This window comes from Banduia mediterranea (assembly GCF_031846245.1).
Classification (GTDB): domain Bacteria; phylum Pseudomonadota; class Gammaproteobacteria; order Nevskiales; family Nevskiaceae; genus Banduia; species Banduia mediterranea.
The window spans coordinates 59,851-76,751 of sequence record NZ_JAVRIC010000011.1 but is presented as its reverse complement, the minus strand read 5'-3'; the positions used below and the strand labels follow the sequence as shown (position 1 = coordinate 76,751).

The 16,901-nt window shown below is 63.4% G+C and carries 13 protein-coding genes and 1 pseudogene; 8 read left to right on the top strand and 6 right to left on the bottom strand.

Annotation, left to right across the window (positions count from 1 at the left end; all coding sequences use genetic code 11):
- Positions 1-12 precede the first annotated feature (12 nt).
- Positions 13-852: pseudogene (locus RM530_RS09395) on the bottom strand (IS3 family transposase); the annotation flags it as partial.
- A 345-nt stretch (positions 853-1,197) separates the two neighbouring features.
- Here RM530_RS09395 and RM530_RS09390 point away from each other — a divergent pair.
- Positions 1,198-1,518, top strand: a complete 321-nt coding sequence (locus RM530_RS09390; protein WP_311364968.1) for a 2Fe-2S iron-sulfur cluster-binding protein — start codon at positions 1,198-1,200, stop codon at positions 1,516-1,518.
- A gap of 45 nt (positions 1,519-1,563) precedes the next feature.
- The gene (locus tag RM530_RS09385) at positions 1,564-2,946 is read left to right on the top strand and encodes a cytochrome P450 (protein ID WP_311364967.1); all 1,383 of its coding nucleotides are present in this window, start codon (positions 1,564-1,566) and stop codon (positions 2,944-2,946) included.
- Positions 2,947-3,130: 184 nt separating this feature from the next.
- Here RM530_RS09385 and RM530_RS09380 read toward each other — a convergent pair whose 3' ends face one another.
- The 3 genes from RM530_RS09380 to lptF are packed head-to-tail and all read right to left on the bottom strand — an operon-like array spanning position 3,131 to position 5,758.
- The gene (locus RM530_RS09380; RefSeq protein ID WP_311364966.1) at positions 3,131-3,601 is read right to left on the bottom strand and encodes a CYTH domain-containing protein; all 471 of its coding nucleotides are present in this window, start codon (positions 3,599-3,601) and stop codon (positions 3,131-3,133) included.
- 7 nt (positions 3,602-3,608) lie between these two features.
- On the bottom strand, positions 3,609-4,673 hold the full coding sequence (gene lptG / locus RM530_RS09375) for an LPS export ABC transporter permease LptG (protein ID WP_311364965.1): 1,065 nt from the start codon (positions 4,671-4,673) through the stop codon (positions 3,609-3,611).
- A complete protein-coding gene (lptF, locus tag RM530_RS09370) occupies positions 4,670-5,758 on the bottom strand; it encodes an LPS export ABC transporter permease LptF (RefSeq protein ID WP_311364964.1) in 1,089 nt (362 codons plus the stop codon). The genes lptG and lptF overlap by 4 nt, the downstream gene beginning before the upstream one ends.
- A 274-nt stretch (positions 5,759-6,032) precedes the next feature.
- On the opposite strand from lptF, the gene RM530_RS09365 reads away from it, so the two are divergent.
- The 6 genes from RM530_RS09365 (at position 6,033) to RM530_RS09340 (ending at position 14,370) form a co-directional block, all read left to right on the top strand.
- Entirely contained in the window at positions 6,033-7,544 is a 1,512-nt protein-coding gene (locus RM530_RS09365) for a leucyl aminopeptidase (protein WP_311364963.1), read from the top strand.
- A 49-nt stretch (positions 7,545-7,593) separates the two neighbouring features.
- Entirely contained in the window at positions 7,594-8,037 is a 444-nt protein-coding gene (locus RM530_RS09360) for a DNA polymerase III subunit chi (RefSeq protein WP_311364962.1), read from the top strand.
- On the top strand, positions 8,034-8,405 hold the full coding sequence (locus RM530_RS09355) for a hypothetical protein (protein ID WP_311364961.1): 372 nt from the start codon (positions 8,034-8,036) through the stop codon (positions 8,403-8,405). The genes RM530_RS09360 and RM530_RS09355 overlap by 4 nt, the downstream gene beginning before the upstream one ends.
- 214 nt (positions 8,406-8,619) lie before the next feature.
- Positions 8,620-10,173, top strand: coding sequence for a DHA2 family efflux MFS transporter permease subunit (locus RM530_RS09350; protein ID WP_311364960.1), 1,554 nt, complete (start codon positions 8,620-8,622; stop codon positions 10,171-10,173).
- Positions 10,174-10,216: 43 nt separating this feature from the next.
- The gene (locus tag RM530_RS09345) at positions 10,217-11,401 is read left to right on the top strand and encodes an HlyD family secretion protein (protein WP_311364959.1); all 1,185 of its coding nucleotides are present in this window, start codon (positions 10,217-10,219) and stop codon (positions 11,399-11,401) included.
- Positions 11,402-11,562: 161 nt separating this feature from the next.
- The gene (locus RM530_RS09340) at positions 11,563-14,370 is read left to right on the top strand and encodes a valine--tRNA ligase (RefSeq protein WP_311364958.1); all 2,808 of its coding nucleotides are present in this window, start codon (positions 11,563-11,565) and stop codon (positions 14,368-14,370) included.
- An 8-nt stretch (positions 14,371-14,378) separates the two neighbouring features.
- Here RM530_RS09340 and RM530_RS09335 read toward each other — a convergent pair whose 3' ends face one another.
- Together RM530_RS09335 and RM530_RS09330 are read right to left on the bottom strand one after the other, a co-directional pair.
- Positions 14,379-15,866, bottom strand: a complete 1,488-nt coding sequence (locus tag RM530_RS09335; protein WP_311364957.1) for an amidase — start codon at positions 15,864-15,866, stop codon at positions 14,379-14,381.
- A gap of 34 nt (positions 15,867-15,900) precedes the next feature.
- On the bottom strand, positions 15,901-16,530 hold the full coding sequence (locus tag RM530_RS09330; RefSeq protein ID WP_311364956.1) for a hypothetical protein: 630 nt from the start codon (positions 16,528-16,530) through the stop codon (positions 15,901-15,903).
- Positions 16,531-16,901: the final 371 nt, after the last annotated feature.

The window sequence follows — 16,901 nt, the reverse complement described above, 5'->3', positions numbered from 1 at the left end:
CTCTGCGTGGGTTTAAGCTGCCATGGCCAATGACAGTGCTGCGAAGTAGACCTGATCTGGCGTCTTGCGATCAAGACTGCTGTGAGGTCGCCGGGCGTTGTAGAAATCGAGGTAGCACCCAAGCGCGGTCTTGGCATGCAATACCGAGTCGTAGGCGTGCAGGTAGACCTCCTCGTACTTGACCGACTTCCAGAGCCGCTCGACGAAGACGTTATCGCGCCAGCAGCCGCGGCCGTCCATGCTGATCGCGATGTCGTTGCGCTTGAGCAGGTCGGTGAAGGCCAGGCTGGTGAATTGGCTGCCCTGATCGGTGTTGAAGATCTCCGGCTTGCCGTAGCGATGCAGCGCGTCCTCGACGGCCTCGATGCAGAAGTCCGTCTCCATTGAAATCGACACGCGCCAGGCCAGCACGCGGCGCGTGTGCCAGTCGATCACGGCGGCGAGGTAGACGAAACCCTTGGCCATTGGGATGTACGTGATATCCATGGCCCAGACCTGGTTCGGCCGATCGATCTTCAGATGTCGCAGCAGGTACGGGTAGATCGGGTGCTTGGGATGGCGCCGGCTCGTGTTGGGCTTGCGGTAGATCGCCTCGATGCCCATGCGCCGCATCAGCGTGGCGATGTGCTTGCGGCCGACGGCGACGCCCGCCAGCGCCAGCAGATCGCGCAGCATGCGGGCGCCGGCGAAGGGATATTCGAGGTGCAGCTCGTCGATCCGGCGCATCAGCGCCAGATCGGCGGCGCTGACCGGATGCGACCGGTAGTACACGCTGCCACGGCTGATGCCGACGGCGCGCGCCTGCTTCGTCAACGACAGGCTGTGGGTGCGGTCGATCATCATCTTCTGCTCCTGATTCAAGGCGAATCTTCGCCTCATTGAGCAGAAAATCCACCTATGTCACTGTGCAGATGCTCGGGGCCAGCTCTCAGAACGGAGTCGGAGTGACAGCTTGCGGATTCCCGGCCGCCCTCTGGCCTTTCGGGTCCACGGATTCGGGTTACGTCATACGGAGAGAAGCGACAAGTTCGCACCGATCATGGTGTCACAATATGACTGCTTCTTGTCAATAATTGACCTTCCTGGATCGCTTGGAATTGCCTAGCCTAGCATTCACTGAATCGAACAATTATTATTTGTACCGGCCAGCTGCCACTCAGGCAACCGGTAAATCAGGCAATATTTGCGGAGCAAGTCATGGGCACGATTACCTTTATCGAGTACGACGGCACAGAACACAAGGTGGATATAGAACCGGGCCAATCGCTAATGCGAACCGCTGTGAATAACAACGTGCCGGGCATAGATGGGGATTGCGGCGGCGAGTGTGCCTGTGGTACCTGCCATGTCATTCTCGAAGGCGATTGGATCAAGATCGCCGGCAGTGCCAACAGCGAGGAATTGCAGATGCTGGACATGACCCCGGAGCGGGCCGAAAACTCACGCTTGGCTTGCCAGATCACTACCTCTGAAGATATGGACGGCATGGTTGCGCGGATGCCTGAATTTCAGATGTAGATCACTTGCTTCAGTAGTCGTCTCAGCCATCAAGGTGGAATCGTAATGAATATCGTTAATAGAATAACTGAAAAAGGCGCGGCCATGGTGCCGATGCCCCTGCAAATCAAGGCCGGGCATTTAATCTACAGGGCCAAGACCAAGGCTGGCATTTACAAGAAATTCCCCGAGTTCGTCGAGACGCCCGTGCCCGATGTGGATACGCTGGCGCTAGAAGACATTGATCTTAGCAACCCGTTTCTGTTCCGGCAAAACAAGTGGGAATCCTACTTCAAACGCTTGCGCGACGAGTGCCCGGTACATTTTCAGAAAAACAGCCTGTTCGGCCCTTTCTGGTCAATTACCCGCTATGAAGACATCCAGTTTGTGGACAAGCACCACGAACTGTTTTCTTCCGCGCCCTTTATCGTCATCGGCCAGACACCGAAAGAACTCTCGCTTGACATGTTCATTGCCATGGATCCGCCCAAGCATGACTTGCAGAGACGTGCCGTACAAGAGGTCGTGGCACCGAAGAACCTCCACGAGATGGAAGGGCTGATTCGTACTCGTGCGCAGGAGGTACTGGATAATCTACCACTGGATAAGCCCTTTAACTGGGTGGATGAAGTCTCCGTAGAACTCACCGCAAGAATGTTGGCGACACTGCTCGACTTTCCTTACGAGCAACGCCGCAAACTGGTTTACTGGTCCGATCTGGCAGGCAGTGGTGCCGAGACAATTGGCGGGTCGAACGATACGGATGAACTGTTCCGTGGTATGGCGAACATGGCCAGAGAGTTTTCACTGCTTTGGCGCGAGAAGGAAGCCAGAGCAGCCGCTGGCGAAGCGCCGGGCTATGACCTGATCAGCCTGCTGCAAAGCAATGAAGATACCAAGGATCTAATCAACAAACCGTTTGAGTTTTTGGGCAATTTAATACTGCTGATTGTCGGTGGCAACGATACTACCCGCAATTCCATGTCTGGCGGCGTCTATGCCTTGAACCAGTTCCCGGACGAGTTCGCCAAACTCAAGAACAATCCCGGCCTGATTCCGAACATGGTGTCCGAAATCATTCGCTGGCAAACACCACTGGCACATATGCGCCGCATTGCCACGCAGGATGTGGAGGTTAACGGCCAATTGATTAAAAAAGGCGACAAAGTCGTCATGTGGTATGCCTCCGGCAACCGCGACGAACGCGTCATCGACGAGCCCGAGAAGCTCATCATTGATCGCAAGGGCGCGCGTAACCATCTGTCTTTCGGATTCGGGGTTCACCGCTGCATGGGTAATCGTCTGGCAGAGTTGCAGCTACGCATCCTGTGGGAGGAATTACTGGCACGTTTCGAAAAGATTGAAGTCGTCGGTGAGCCAGAGTATGTCCAGTCCAACTTCGTCAAAGGTTATTCAAAGATGATGGTCAAGCTGACCGCGAAGAAGTAGTTTCCGAAAAGACTAGGGGGCTGTAACGAATGGCACTTGGCGGTTTCAAGATCCTGAGTCCGTGTCCCTGAATTGAATTCAGTCAAATACCCCCGCAAAGCCGGGGGTATTTGACTGGCCAATGGCTCGCCACGGGCGCCGAGCAGCCGCAAACGCTGTACGGCGATATCGACCAGCAGGCGGTTCACGGCCAACGGGTGTATGGAGTCTGCGCCAGCGCGTGGTTGTAGTAGCGCGCGTCATCGGTCACTTCATCGCCGACCCAGGCCGGACGCGTGAACGACGCTTCCTCGTCTTCGAGTTCGATCTCCGCGACCACCAGGCCGGCGTTGTCGCCTTCGAAGACATCGATCTCCCAGGTTCTGCCATCGTGCTCAAGGTAGTGGCGTACCTTGTCGACACGACCGATGCACAAGCTCGCCAACATCGGTTCGGCGTCCGCCAGGGGAATCTCGTATTCGTATTCTGCGCGCGCGCTGCCGACGATCGCGGCCTTGATGTTGAGATGGGCGTGCTCGCCGACGACGCGCACCCGGACCGAGGCGCGACCGCCCGGTTCCACCAGATAACCCTGACGCATCGGCTGCGCGCGGTACGCCTGAGCGCGCCAGCTGTCGCCCCGCACCAGAAACTTTCTTTCGATCTCGATCGCCATATTTTCCTCAGCGAAAGCGTGCCATGCGCCAGACGGCGAGCACCGCCACCAGGGCGGTCGGCAGTCCGGCGCTGAGCATCGGCGGCCAACCGTAGATCTGACCGGTGCTGGCAACAACCTCGTTGACGATCCAGTAGCCGAGCCCGAACAGGATGCCGATCAGCAGACGCTGGCCGGCACCGGAATCGCGCAGTGGCCCGAGCACGAAGGGAATCGCCAGCAGCATCATCACCACCACGCTGATCGGCGAGATCAGCTTGCGCCACAGCGAAAGCCGATAGCCGCCGGAGTCGAGGCCGTTGTCATCCATGTAGTGGATCAGACGCACCAGGCCGCCCATCGACAGACTTTCCGCCTCCAGCACGAACAGATGCAGCACATCGGGCGGCAAGTCCTCGTTCGTCCAGTCCGCATGTTCGATGGAATTGGCGGTGGTGCGGTCGTCGCCGAATTCGGTGCGCTCGATACCCGAAAGGCGCCAGCGCCCATCCTGATAAAGGCCATCGTCGATCTGGCTCACGGCGGCCAGCGACAGGTCGTCGTTGAGGGTGTAGGCAGTGACGTCGGCCACATGATCTTCACCGAGCAGACTGCGGATGTGGATCACATTGTTGCCCTGCCGCAGCCACACCGGTCCGGCCGCCGCGTTCGGGTCGACGCCGTGCTTGGCGACATCACGCAAGGTATCCGCCGCACGCTGCCCGGCCGGCGCCACCCAGTCGCCCAGCATGAACGCGCCCATGCCGAGCAGCACGCCGGCCAGCGTGGTGGCGCGCCCCAGTCTCAACACCGACACCCCGACCGCGCGCATCGCCACCAGTTCACCCTGGCTGGCCAGTGCGCCCAGCCCCAGCAGGGTGCCCAGCAGTGCGATCATCGGCAGCATCGTCAGCAGGCCTGAGGGCACCAGCAGCACGATGTAAAGGCCCAGTTCGACAAAGCCGAAATCACCCCCCAGTTCGCCGGCTTCGGAAACGAAAGCGATGAAAGTCTGGATCGCGGTGAGCCCCAGCGCGGTCACCGCCGTCAGGCCCAGCACGTTGGCGATGATGTAGCGGTCGAGACGATTCATGAGGCGCGCCTGCGTGCGAACCAACCGGCGCGTTGCGCGATCAGCGCCAGCGCCAGCGCCAGGAAGATCGCGTGCACCCACCACAGGCCCAGCGCCGAGGGAATCTTGCCGTCGGCAATGCCCACCTGGCCCAGCGCCAACAGGTTGGAGTACACCAGATACACCAGGATGCCGAGCACGATCTTGCCGTAGCGGCCCGAACGCGGCGAGGCATGCGACAACGGCACCGCCAGCAGCACCAGGATCAGCACCGCGATCGGCGCCGAAATGCGCCAGTGCAGTTCCGCCAAGTCTTCCGGTTCGCCGGAGGCCAGCAGCGCCGAAGTCGTCGCGAGCTTGTGTTTGCCCGCCACGTACAGGACATCGGGAGGCTGCACACGCATGCCGAAGCGCTTGAAGCGCATGATTTCGTAGTCGGCGCGCCCGGGCGTGCCAACGTAGCGCTGGCCGTCCGTGAGCGTGATCTTACGCTCACCGCTTTCGCTGTCGATGGCCTGCTCGCCGGCATGTGCGGTGATCACACCCGAGTATTCGGGATCGTCGACCCGCACGAAAATGTTCTCGAGCTCGCCGGCATCGCCGCTCATCGACTGCGTATAGAACGTCGCGCGGCCATCCCCGAGATCCTTGAAGGCCCCGGGTTCGAACGGTGCGAATTGAACCAGGCGACGCGAATCCTTGACCAGTTGATCGACGATGCGCCCAGACCAGGGACCAATCTGAAATGAAAGCAGCGCGGTCAGGCCCGCCAGCGCCAGCGCCAGACCGATGAACGGCCGGTACAGACCGCCCAGACCGACGCCGCAAGCGGTCATCGCGGAAATCTCCTGGTCCCTGTAGAGCCGCCCCAGCGCGAGCATCACACCCAACAGCAGCGACACCGGAATCAGGATCAACAGATAGTGCAAAGCCGACAGGCCAACGACCTTGAGCAGCAGCTGGCGCGGCAGTTCGCCGGCCGCGGCCATTGACAGAAAGCGGATGAAGCGCGTGGACAGCATGATCGCCAGCAATACGCCGGTGACCGCCAGCCAGGACGCTGCCCCTTCCCGCATCAGGTAACGATTGAGTACACCGCCGGTCAAGTCACACTCCAGAAGTTCTGAATTCGGAGATCAAAAATCCCCCATTCCCGACCATGGACGACCCACGACAAATTGAGCAGTTCGCACAATGCCTGGGACACCGCTTGGTGATTCTTGAGTCGCTCATTACAATGCGGGCTCAAAATCCGGTGCGGATTCGAAAAATGCACTGGAAAAGCCGAGACTTCGCGGCGTCCGCGCGACACCCCCGCTTCCGCCGGCGGCGCCCTCAAAGTCCAAAAATCGAAACCGGTCAGATTCAACGGAGCCCTTCGTGGAATATTTTGTCAAAAGCGGAAATCCAGAAAAACAACGCGTCGGTTGCGTCGTGGTTGGCATCTTCGACCGGCGCAAGCCGACCGAAGCCGCCGCCGTGCTCGACGCCGTCAGCGAAGGCGCTATCGGCTCGGCGCTGCGCCGCGGCGATATGGACGGCAAGGCCGGCTCCACGCTGGTCCTGCACAATCTGCCCAACATGTTCGGCGACCGCGTGCTGCTTGTCGGCCTGGGGCGCGAGCGCGATTTCAACGAGGCGGCCTATCGCAAGGCGATCCAAACCTCCGTGCGCGCCGTCCGCCAGACCGGCGCAATCGACGCGGCATCTTACCTCACGCACCTGCCGGTCAAGGGGCGCGATTTCCACTGGAACGTACTCCAGGCGATGCTCAGTACGCTGGACAGCTACTACCGTTTCGATGAATGCCGCGGCACCGCAGCGCGTCGCACGCTTCCGGTCTACAAGCTGGAGCGGCTGACCTTCGACGTGCCGCGCCGCTCCGACCTGCCGGCCGCCGAACGCGGGCTCAGCGAAGCCATGGCGATCGGCGCCGGTGTCGATCTGGCCAAGAATCTCGGCAATCTTCCCGGAAACTACTGCACGCCGAGCTATCTCGCCGAAGTCGCCCAGGGTCTCGCCAAGCAGTACAAGTCGGTCAAGGCCAAGGTGCTCGAACAGGCGGACATGGAAAAACTCGGCATGGGTGCGCTGCTGTCGGTGTCGCGCGGCAGCCGTCAGCCGCCGAAGCTGATCGTGCTTGAATACAACGGTGGCGCCAAGGGCGAGAAGCCGATCGCACTGGTCGGCAAGGGCCTGACCTTCGACGCTGGCGGCATCTCGATCAAGCCGGCGGCGGCGATGGACGAAATGAAGTACGACATGTGCGGTGGCGGCAGCGTGCTCGGCACGTTCAAGGCGCTGGCCGAACTCGGTCCGGCGATCAACGTGATCGGCGTGGTGCCGGCCTCCGAGAATCTGCCGGACGGCCAGGCGCTCAAGCCGGGCGACATCGTCACCAGCATGTCGGGCCTCACCATCGAAGTGCTCAACACCGATGCCGAAGGCCGCCTGATTCTTTGCGACGCTCTGAGCTATGTCGAGAAGAACTACGATCCGGAATACGTGGTCGACATGGCGACGCTGACCGGCGCCTGCGTGGTCGCATTGGGTCAGCACGCCACCGGCCTGTTCAGCAACCAGCCGGGGCTGGCGCGACGCCTGCTCAACGCCGGCGACTTCATCGGCGACCGCGCCTGGGAACTGCCGCTGTGGGAGGAATACCAGACACAGCTGCGCTCGCCGTTTGCGGATGTGGCCAATGTCGGCGGACGTGACGCCGGCGCCATCACCGCCGCCAGTTTCCTGCACCGCTTCACGCGCAAGCTGCGTTGGGCGCACCTGGACATCGCCGGCAGCGCCTGGAAGTCCAGCCCCAAGGGCGCGACCGGTCGACCGGTAGGGCTTTTGATGCAGTTCCTGCTGGATTTCGCGGCGAAGAAAGAAGGGTGAAGCCCGCAGCGAGCCGCACCCCCGGCCCCCCGGTCCCGGCTTTTCCGGCATGACCCGCGTCGACTTCTATGTGCTGCCCGAAACCGAGGATATCGGTCCGGTGCTGACGGCCTGCCGGCTGTGTGAGCGGGCGGCAGGCGAACGGCTTCGAATCTATGCCTATGTGCCCAACCCGGCGCTGGCGGACGACATCGACGCGGCACTCTGGACCTTCAAGCAGGGCAGCTTCGTCTCGCATGAGCGCGTCGAGGCCAAGGGCGAGGACATGGCGCTGGCGTCGGTGCTGATCGGTGCCGGCGATCCGCCTTCCAGCCATCACGACGTGCTGCTGAATCTGGGCGATGAGGTTCCCGCTTTCTTCAGCCGCTTCCAACGCGTGCTGGAAATCGTCCACGGCGACGCCGAAACCCGCGCGCGGTCGCGCGCACGGTTCAAGTTCTATCGTGATCGCGGCTACGATCTGGCCTCACACAAGCTCGGAGCCCGCGCATGATGCGACGACCCGCAGACATCGCCTTCACCCTCACGCTCATTCTGTCACTGAGCGCCTGCAGCCTGTTCAGCACCGAGGTCGACCAGGCCACGCGGCAATCGCTGACGAACGCCGTGCCCAAGGGCTCCACGGTCGCCGAAGCCCGGTCCGCGATGAGCGGCGCGGGCTTCTCCTGCGTGATCCACAAGGGCCCGTATCTGGACTCGGACGGCCGCGAACACGCCGCCGACCGCATCCTCGCCTGCACGCGCCGGCCGGGCCGGATCAGCATGAACTGCGCAAACCGCGATCAGGTTTTCATCCTGATCCAGGGCGAAACCACCGGCCGCAGCTTCATCACGCACGGTCCGTCCTGCGGCGACGCCTGAGCCGCGTCGGCAGATCTCTGACAGCATTTCACGCGCATTTCCATTAGAATGCCGCGCAATACGTTGCCTAGTCAGCAATTTGCCTGCCGTCGAGTTCCTGCTCTTTCGTGACGGTCGGCCCGCCCGGGAATGACGTATCGGCAGATCTCTTGATGCCGTCGTGGCGATCGCCGCGGCAGGCTGCGAGCATGCTGTCCCGTCGCAACGAATACGCATGAGTCCACTGGAAGAACTGTTCGAACGATATGGTCCACGCTACCGGCTCTGGGTCACCCTGACGGTGATGCTGGGGCTGGTCGGCCTGGGCATGTCGATCACCATCGTCAACGTCGCGATTCCCTACATCAAGGGCGCTTTCGGCATGAGTGACGCGCAGGTGCAGTGGCTGTCGACCGGCTTCCTCGCCTCCACCACGGTGTCGCTGCTGATCTCGCCCTGGTTGATCTCCGCCGTAGGCCAGCGCGCAACATTCATGGGCTTGCTGCTGGTATTCATCGCCGCCTCGATCCTCGGCGGCTTGGGCGAAGGCATGGCCGCGCTGGTGGCGGCACGGGTACTGCAGGGCGCAATGACCGGCCTGATCCGGCCGGTGGCGATGGAGGCGCTGTTCGCGGTCTACCCGCCGCAGTCGCGCGGCATGGCAACCGCAATGTACGGCATGAGCCTGAGCCTGCCGCTGACGCTGGCGACCGTGGTCGGCGGCTGGCTGGTGGAGAACTACTCCTGGCGCTATGTGTTCTTCATCGTCTTGCCGGTGTGCGTGGTCGGCATGGTCATGGGCTACTTCTTCCTGCCCGGACGCGAACACCGCGGCGAGCGCCCGCCGTTCGACTGGCGTGGCGCGGTGCTGGCCTTTGTCGCGATCTTCGCGGTACTGGCCGCGCTGTCCAACGGTCAGCGCTGGGGCTGGAACGATCCGCGCGTGCTGGAGCTGTTCGGCCTGGGGGCGCTGTGCACCGCGGCGTTCCTCGTCTGGCAGCAGCGCGCGGTACGTCCATTGCTGGATCTGGAGGTCTTCTCCAACCGTGTATTCCTGGCCGGCGCGATCGCGATGTTCCTGTTCGGCGGCACCTTCTACGGAATCATGTACCTGCTGCCGCAGTTCGTGCAGTCCATCCTGCATTACAGCCCGGTCAGCGCCGGAAAGATCTTCCTGCCGTCCACGATCGTGCTCGCCGTGCTGGTGCCACTGGTCGGCCGCCTCAGCGACCGCGTTCCGAATCACTGGATCACGATGTCGGGCTTGGCCTGCGCAGTGTTCTCGGTCTGGCACATGGCGCAGATGGACTGGAACACTTCGTTCGCGGCACTGGCCACGGCGATGGCGGTTCTGTCCGTCGGCATGGCCTCGTTCCCACCGCCGATCCTGTCGCGCTCGATCGCGTCACTGTCGTCGGATCTGGCGAGCTACGGTACCGGCACGATCAATTTCGCCTTGCAGTTGGGCGGCGCGCTGGGCACCTCGGTACTGGTCATCATTCTCGACCGCCGCACCGCCTTGCACGGGCAGATCCTCAATGCCGGCGTCAACGCCGACAACAGCATGGCCAACCAGCAGCTTGGCCAGCTGGCGAGCCTGGCCGGACGATTGGGCGTACCCGAAACGCAGCAGCACGCCATGGCCGCCTACCTGACAGAACGAACCGAGGCGATCTGGGCCTCGATCCTGGCCTATCAGGACGGCTTCTGGCTGCTCGTGGCCAGCCTGGCGGTGGTCGCCGTTCCCGCCCTGCTGCTCAGCCGCTGGCAACACACGGCCCGCGCGTAACGCCGGAGCCGAAATCACGACATCCGATTCGAGGAAGCAACGCATGAATTCCCCAAATCCACGCCCTGAACCCGGCAGCCGCTACAAGCCGGTCAAACTGGCCGCCACCGGCTTGCTGGTTCTGCTGTGTTTGATCTGGGGTGGCCTGGCCATCCACCACGGGCTCACCCACGTCAGCGAGCAGGATGCGCGGGTGATGGCGGACCAGGTCACGGTGAGCAGCCGACTGCCGGGTTGGGTCGACGAATTCTCGATCATGGCCGGCGATCATCTCGCCAAGGGCAGCTCGGTGGCGAAACTCTACAGCGCCGCCGACGAACGCCAGCGCCGGACCCTGGAAGCGAACGTGGCCACGATGCAGGCACGCGTCGACTACGAGCAGGCCCGTCTGAAGCTGGCGCAGCGGCAATTCCAGGGCGGCGTCAATGTGAGCGGCCAGGAACTAGCGGCCAGCCGCGCCGCCGAACAGGCGGCCAAGGCGCGCAAGATTCAGGCGGAAAAGGATCTTGCGCGCTCCGAACGCCTGCTCGGGAATGACTCGATTTCGCAGCAGCAGCGCGACCGTGACTACTACGCTTTCCAGGCCGCGGAGGCCGAATACGAGCAGGCCCACCAGCAGGTCGAGGTCAGCCGCTCGGAGGCGGACAACGCACAGGTCGGCTATCTCATCAATGGCTCGCAGATGCCGCTGCCCAATCCGGATGTGCTGCGCGTCGAACTGCAGGTGGCGCGTCAGGAACTGGCGCATGCCGAGGCAGAGCTGGAGCAGGAGCTGCTGCGTCTGCACGATCTGGTGGTGCCCAGCCCGATCGACGGCGTGGTCAACAAGACCCTGGTGGACCAGGGCGAATACGTCGCCGCCGGCCAGCCGATCCTGATGATGCACAACCCGGACAAGCTGTGGGTGGACGCCAACATCAAGGAAACCGACATCGGCGAGCTGCGCCTCGGCCAAGCGGTCGCGATCACCGTGGACGCCTATCCGGACGAGAGCTTCTCGGGCAAGGTCCAGGTGATCGGCCGTGCCGCCACCAGCCAGTTCGCGCTGCTGCCGGACCCGAACCCTTCCGGCAATTTCACCAAGATCACGCAGCGCGTGCCGGTGCGCATCAGCCTGGACCAGGGGCCGACCGAGCTGATCGGGCCCGGCATGATGGTGGAAGTGGATATCGACGTGCGTGATCAGGGCCATAATGCCAAATCCGAGCGAACCACGGCCGGACTCTGATATCACGGAGTTATCCGGCATCCTGGGGCGCGCGGCCGGAACCCGTCCAATCCGGCTAAAATGCGCGACCTGCGCGCATTGCGGACGCTGCGCGACCCGATCCCGAGAGATCTCCATACTGGGTCCGGCCGTACTGGCCTGTGACCTTCATCTGAAAATCGATGGACAAGGCATTCGAACCGAAAACCGTGGAGGCGCGCTGGCGCCAGTCCTGGGAAGACAGCGGCGCCTTCGCGCCCAGCGGCAAGGGCGATCCGTACTCGATCGTGATTCCGCCGCCGAATGTCACCGGCACGCTGCACATGGGTCATGCCTTCCAGCACACCATCATGGACGCGCTGACGCGCTATCAGCGCATGGCCGGCCGCGATGCGCTGTGGGTGCCCGGCACCGATCACGCCGGCATCGCCACGCAGATGGTGGTGGAGCGCCAACTCGCCGCCAAGGGCGAATCGCGGCTGGACCTCGGCCGCGAAGCCTTCCTCGAACGCGTCTGGGCCTGGAAGGAGGAATCCGGCGGCACCATCACGCGCCAGATTCGCCGCATGGGCAATTCCGTGGACTGGTCGCGCGAGAACTTCACGATGAATCCGGCCTATTCCAGGGCCGTGACCGAACATTTCGTGCGCCTGCACGAGGACGGTCTGATCTATCGCGGCAAGCGCCTGGTCAACTGGGACCCGGTGCTGCAGACCGCGATCTCCGATCTGGAAGTCGAATCCAAAGACGTTGACGGCAAGCTGTGGCACTTGCGCTATCCGCTGACCGACGGCGGCGGCCATCTGGTGGTGGCAACCACGCGCCCGGAAACCCTGCTCGGCGATACCGCCGTGGCGGTGCATCCTGAGGACGAGCGCTACCAGTCGCTGGTCGGCAAGACCATTCGCCTGCCGCTGGCGGATCGCGAGATTCCGATCATCGCCGACGACTACGTGGACAAGGACTTCGGCACCGGTTGCGTCAAGATCACGCCGGCGCACGACTTCAACGACTACGCCATGGGCCAGCGCCACGGCCTGCCGTTGGTCAACATCCTGACGCCGACCGCGACGCTCAACGATGCGGTGCCGCAGGCCTATCGCGGCCTCGACCGCTTCGAGGCACGGCGCCGCATCGTCGCCGATCTCGAAGCCCTGGGTCTGCTCGAAAAGGTCGAGAACCACAAGCAGACCGTGCCGCACGGCGACCGCAGCGGCTCGGTGGTGGAGCCCTACCTGACCGATCAGTGGTACGTGGACCTCACGCGCGAAACCCAGGACGACGGCCGCCCCGGCGGCATGGCGCGCATCACCCGCCCGGCGCTGGAGGCCTTCGGCGAGAACGGCACGATCCGCTTCGTGCCCGAGAACTGGATCAATACCTATAACCAGTGGCTCGGCAACATCCAGGACTGGTGCATCAGCCGCCAGCTGTGGTGGGGCCACCGCATCCCGGCCTGGTACGACGAAGCCGGAAATGTCTACGTCGGCCGCAGCGAGGACGAAGTCCGCGAAAAATATGCCTCAGTCCTCACGCCTGACACCGCGCTCAAACAGGACGAGGACGTGTTCGACACCTGGTTCTCCTCGGACCTGTGGCCGCTGGCGACCCTGGGCTGGCCGGACGACACCGAAGACCTCGCGCGCTACTACCCCACCAGCGTGCTCGTCACCGGCTTCGACATCATCTTCTTCTGGATCGCGCGCATGGTGATGATGGGCCTGTACTTCACCGGCAAGCCGCCGTTTCGCGAGGTCTATGTCACCGGCCTGATCCGCGATGCGGAAGGCCAGAAGATGAGCAAGTCCAAGGGCAATGTGCTGGACCCGCTGGACCTGGTCGACGGCATCAGCCTCGAAGACCTCGTCGCCAAGCGCACCAGCGGCATGATGCAGCCGCAGCTCGCCCAGAAGATCGAAAAGACCACGCGCAGGCAGTTTCCGGACGGCATCCCGCCGCTGGGCGTGGACGCGCTGCGCTTCACCTTCGCCGCGCTCGCCAGCCCCGGCCGCGACATCCGCTTCGACGCCAGCCGCGCCGACGGCTACCGCAACTTCTGCAACAAGATCTGGAACGCCGCGCGTTTCGTGCTGATGAACTGCGAGGATCAGGACTGCGGCCAGGACGACACGCTGCAATTCGAGCTGTCGGTCGCCGACCGATGGATCGTGTCGCGTCTGCAGAAGCTCGAAACCGAAGTCGCCGCGCACTTCGAAAGCTATCGCTTCGATCTGCTGGCCCAGGCGCTCTACCAGTTCGTCTGGAACGAGTACTGCGACTGGTATCTGGAACTGGCGAAACCGGCGCTGCAATCCGGCAACGCGGTGCAGCAACGCGGCACGCGGCGTACCCTGGTGCGCGTGCTCGAAACGTCCTTGCGCCTGCTGCACCCGCTGATGCCGTTCATCACCGAGGAAGTGCGCGAGCGCATCGCCCCGCTGGCTGCGGCCGCAGGCGACACGATCATGCACCAGCCCTATCCGCGCGCCGACGCCAGCCGGATCGACGAAGCCGCCGAAGCCGATATCGAATGGCTGAAGGCCTTCATCCTCGGCATCCGCCAGATTCGCGGCGAAATGGACATCGCGCCCGGCAAGCCGCTGCCGCTGCTGTTGCAGAACGCCACGGACGCCGACGCCGCCCGCACCCAGCGCATGCGCGTGGCGATCGAATTCCTGGCCCGGGTCGAAGACCCGATGTTCCTGGAATCCGACGAAGTCGCACCCGAATCGGCGGTGGCCCTGCTCGGCCAGATGAAGCTGCTGGTGCCGATCAAGGGCCTGATCGACAAGGATGCCGAGCTGGCGCGTCTGGGCCGGCAGATCGCGAAGGTCGAAGCCGACCTCGCCAAGGGCGAAGTGCAAATCTCCAACCCCAATTTCGGCAAGGCCCCGGAACACGTCCAGGACGGTGCGCGGCAACGCGTCGCCAAGCAGCGCGCGGATCTGGAAGCGCTGCGGGTTCAGGAAGACCGGATCAAGGCGCTGTAGCCCCGCGCTCAGGCGACCTTGGAGTCGGTCGGCACGCGATCGAACCAGGGCTGCGCCCGCTCCAGCTGCCCGGCCAGTTGCAGCAGCCGATCCTCGCCGCCGAAGGCGGCGACAAACTGCACGCCAACCGGCATGCCCTCGCCGTCCCAGTGCAGCGGTACCGACATCGACGGCGTGCCGGTCAGATTGGACAGCTGCGTAAACGGCGTGCGTTGCAGGCTGTCCTGCGCAAGCTGCCGGACCATGCCGGACCTGAGCGCGAGGCGGCCGGCGCGCAAACCCAGCATCAGCAAGATCATCAGCCGCTTGCCGGATGAGAGTTCGAGTTCGCCGATGCGCGCGGCACGCATCGCCACGGTGGGCGTCATCAAGAGGTCGTAGCGCTGGTGGTAGTCACCAAGCGCCCGCGCGAAGACGTTCCAGCGACGTCGCGAAGCGACATATTCGCCCGCGTTCATCGATCGCCCCAGCGCCGCCAGCGCCCGCGTCTCCGCCTCGAAGTCATTGCGTCCGGTCAGCCTGCGCGCACGTTCGACATCGGCCGCCACCTGTCCGAAATACATGCGCAGATAGCTGTCGGCCAGCGCGGCGCCATCGATGTCCGGTTCGGCCCACTCGACGTGGTGCCCCAGCGATTCGAGCAGCGTCGCGGTCCGGTCCACGGCTTCGACGCAGGCCGCATCCACTGGCGTGCCGATCGGCGAACGCGTGAGGACACCAATGCGCAGCGGCGGCGGGTCGATCGCCGCCTCATCGAGATACGGTCGCTGCGGGGGCGCGATCACGAACGGCGCGCCGACGTCGGCGCCCTGTGCCAGATCAAGCGCCAAGGCGCTGTCGCGAACCGAGCGCGACACCACCAAATCGCTGCTCGCGCCCTCCCAGAGTTCGCCATAGGTGGGCCCCATCGGCACGCGGCCACGCGAGGGACGCAGACCGAACAGGCCGCAGTACGCCGCGGGAATCCGGATCGAACCGCCACCATCGTTGGCACCGGCCATCGGCACGATGCCGGCGGCGACCGCGGCCGCTGCGCCGCCACTGGAGCCACCCGGCGTCCGCGCCGGGTTCCAGGGATTGCGCGTCGCGCCATAGGCGTGGGCTTCAGTGATGCCCTTGAGGGCGAATTCCGGTGTCGCGGTCTTTCCGAAGACAATGAGACCGGCCTCCATCCAGCGCCGCACGGCCGTCACCGTCGCCGGCGCCACGGCGTCCATCAGCGCGCGGCTACCGGCCTGGGTAGGCACGCCCTCGATATCCTGCGACACATCCTTGACCAGGAATGGCACGCCTGCCAATGCACCAGCAGGCGCGCGCCGAGCCAACTGCGAGAGTGCCGCATCGCCAAGGTCGTGCACGATCGCGTTGATCCTGGGGCCGACTTCGCGGCTGCGCGCCAGGGCCAGTTCGAGCAGGGCCTCGGCCGACACTTCTCCGCGTGCGACCAGCGCCGCAAGGCCTACGGCGTCATATCGCCGGTATTCCTCGAAATCCACAGTAGTGTGTCTGTTGTCAAAGAGGGGCGCGACCTCAGCCTGAACCGAGCCGCTCGACCACGGCGCGGTGAACGTAGCCGATCACGCGTCCGTGTTCCAGCACCGGATGCCAGTCACCGGCCGTCAACGGACCCACCTCGGCTTCACTGCGAGTGGGCCTGACCTTGAGCGACTGCAACGAAGGCTCGCTGCGAATTCGTGCACCGGCGGTCAAGGCGACATGTGCCGACCCGGCCCGCCCGTCGGCCGAAACCGGCGAAATCGCGGTTCTGACGAGGCCCGAAGGTTCGATGTCGAAGGTCGTCAGATTGGCCCGCAGATCATCGGCCAGTCGTGCGCACGGCAGCGCATGGGCGGACCGCCAGATGCGCAGCGTCGCCGGCTGGCGGGCGCTGTGCTTGCGCAGGGTTTCGTAGTAGTGGCAGTCCTGATCGGAAACCTTGCCGGCACGGACGGTGACTTCCAGATTGCCACCGGCAACCGGCAGCTCGATCTCGTGCGCATCCCGCAGTTTGGCCACTTCCAGCAGATCCTGGAAACGGGCCAGGTCGGTAGCGGCCTGCCCTTCGAAATCCAGGGCCCACGCCGGCCCGATCTGTATGCACGACCATGCGCAAAGCATCGAAAACGCTGCGCGCCACCGGCTGATGGATCGATTCAACATCCCTGTTCTCCTGACGACAAGCATTCCTTTGCCGCCCCAGACGACCCGTTTGCTTCCCGTACGGGTTCCAACGCTCACCCTAGTCCGGACCTATCCAAAAGTCACATACCCAAGGCGCCAGCATGACTAGAGTCCGGAGCGAACACCCCATACGGGGGCTAGTGAAAAAGCGGTCAAGCGATTATCCAAGCAAAACATCGGGAATTGACTGGAATGCTTGCCATGACAGCAATCTTCGGCCGCCCGGTATCCCCTGGACTGGCCAGGGCAGAACTACCCCAAGAACGTTTAGGGAACTTCGGACAGGTTAGAATGGCGGCAATTCATCAACCGCTTTGCAGCTCGGGGGGGCTAAGAAATATGGACACCGC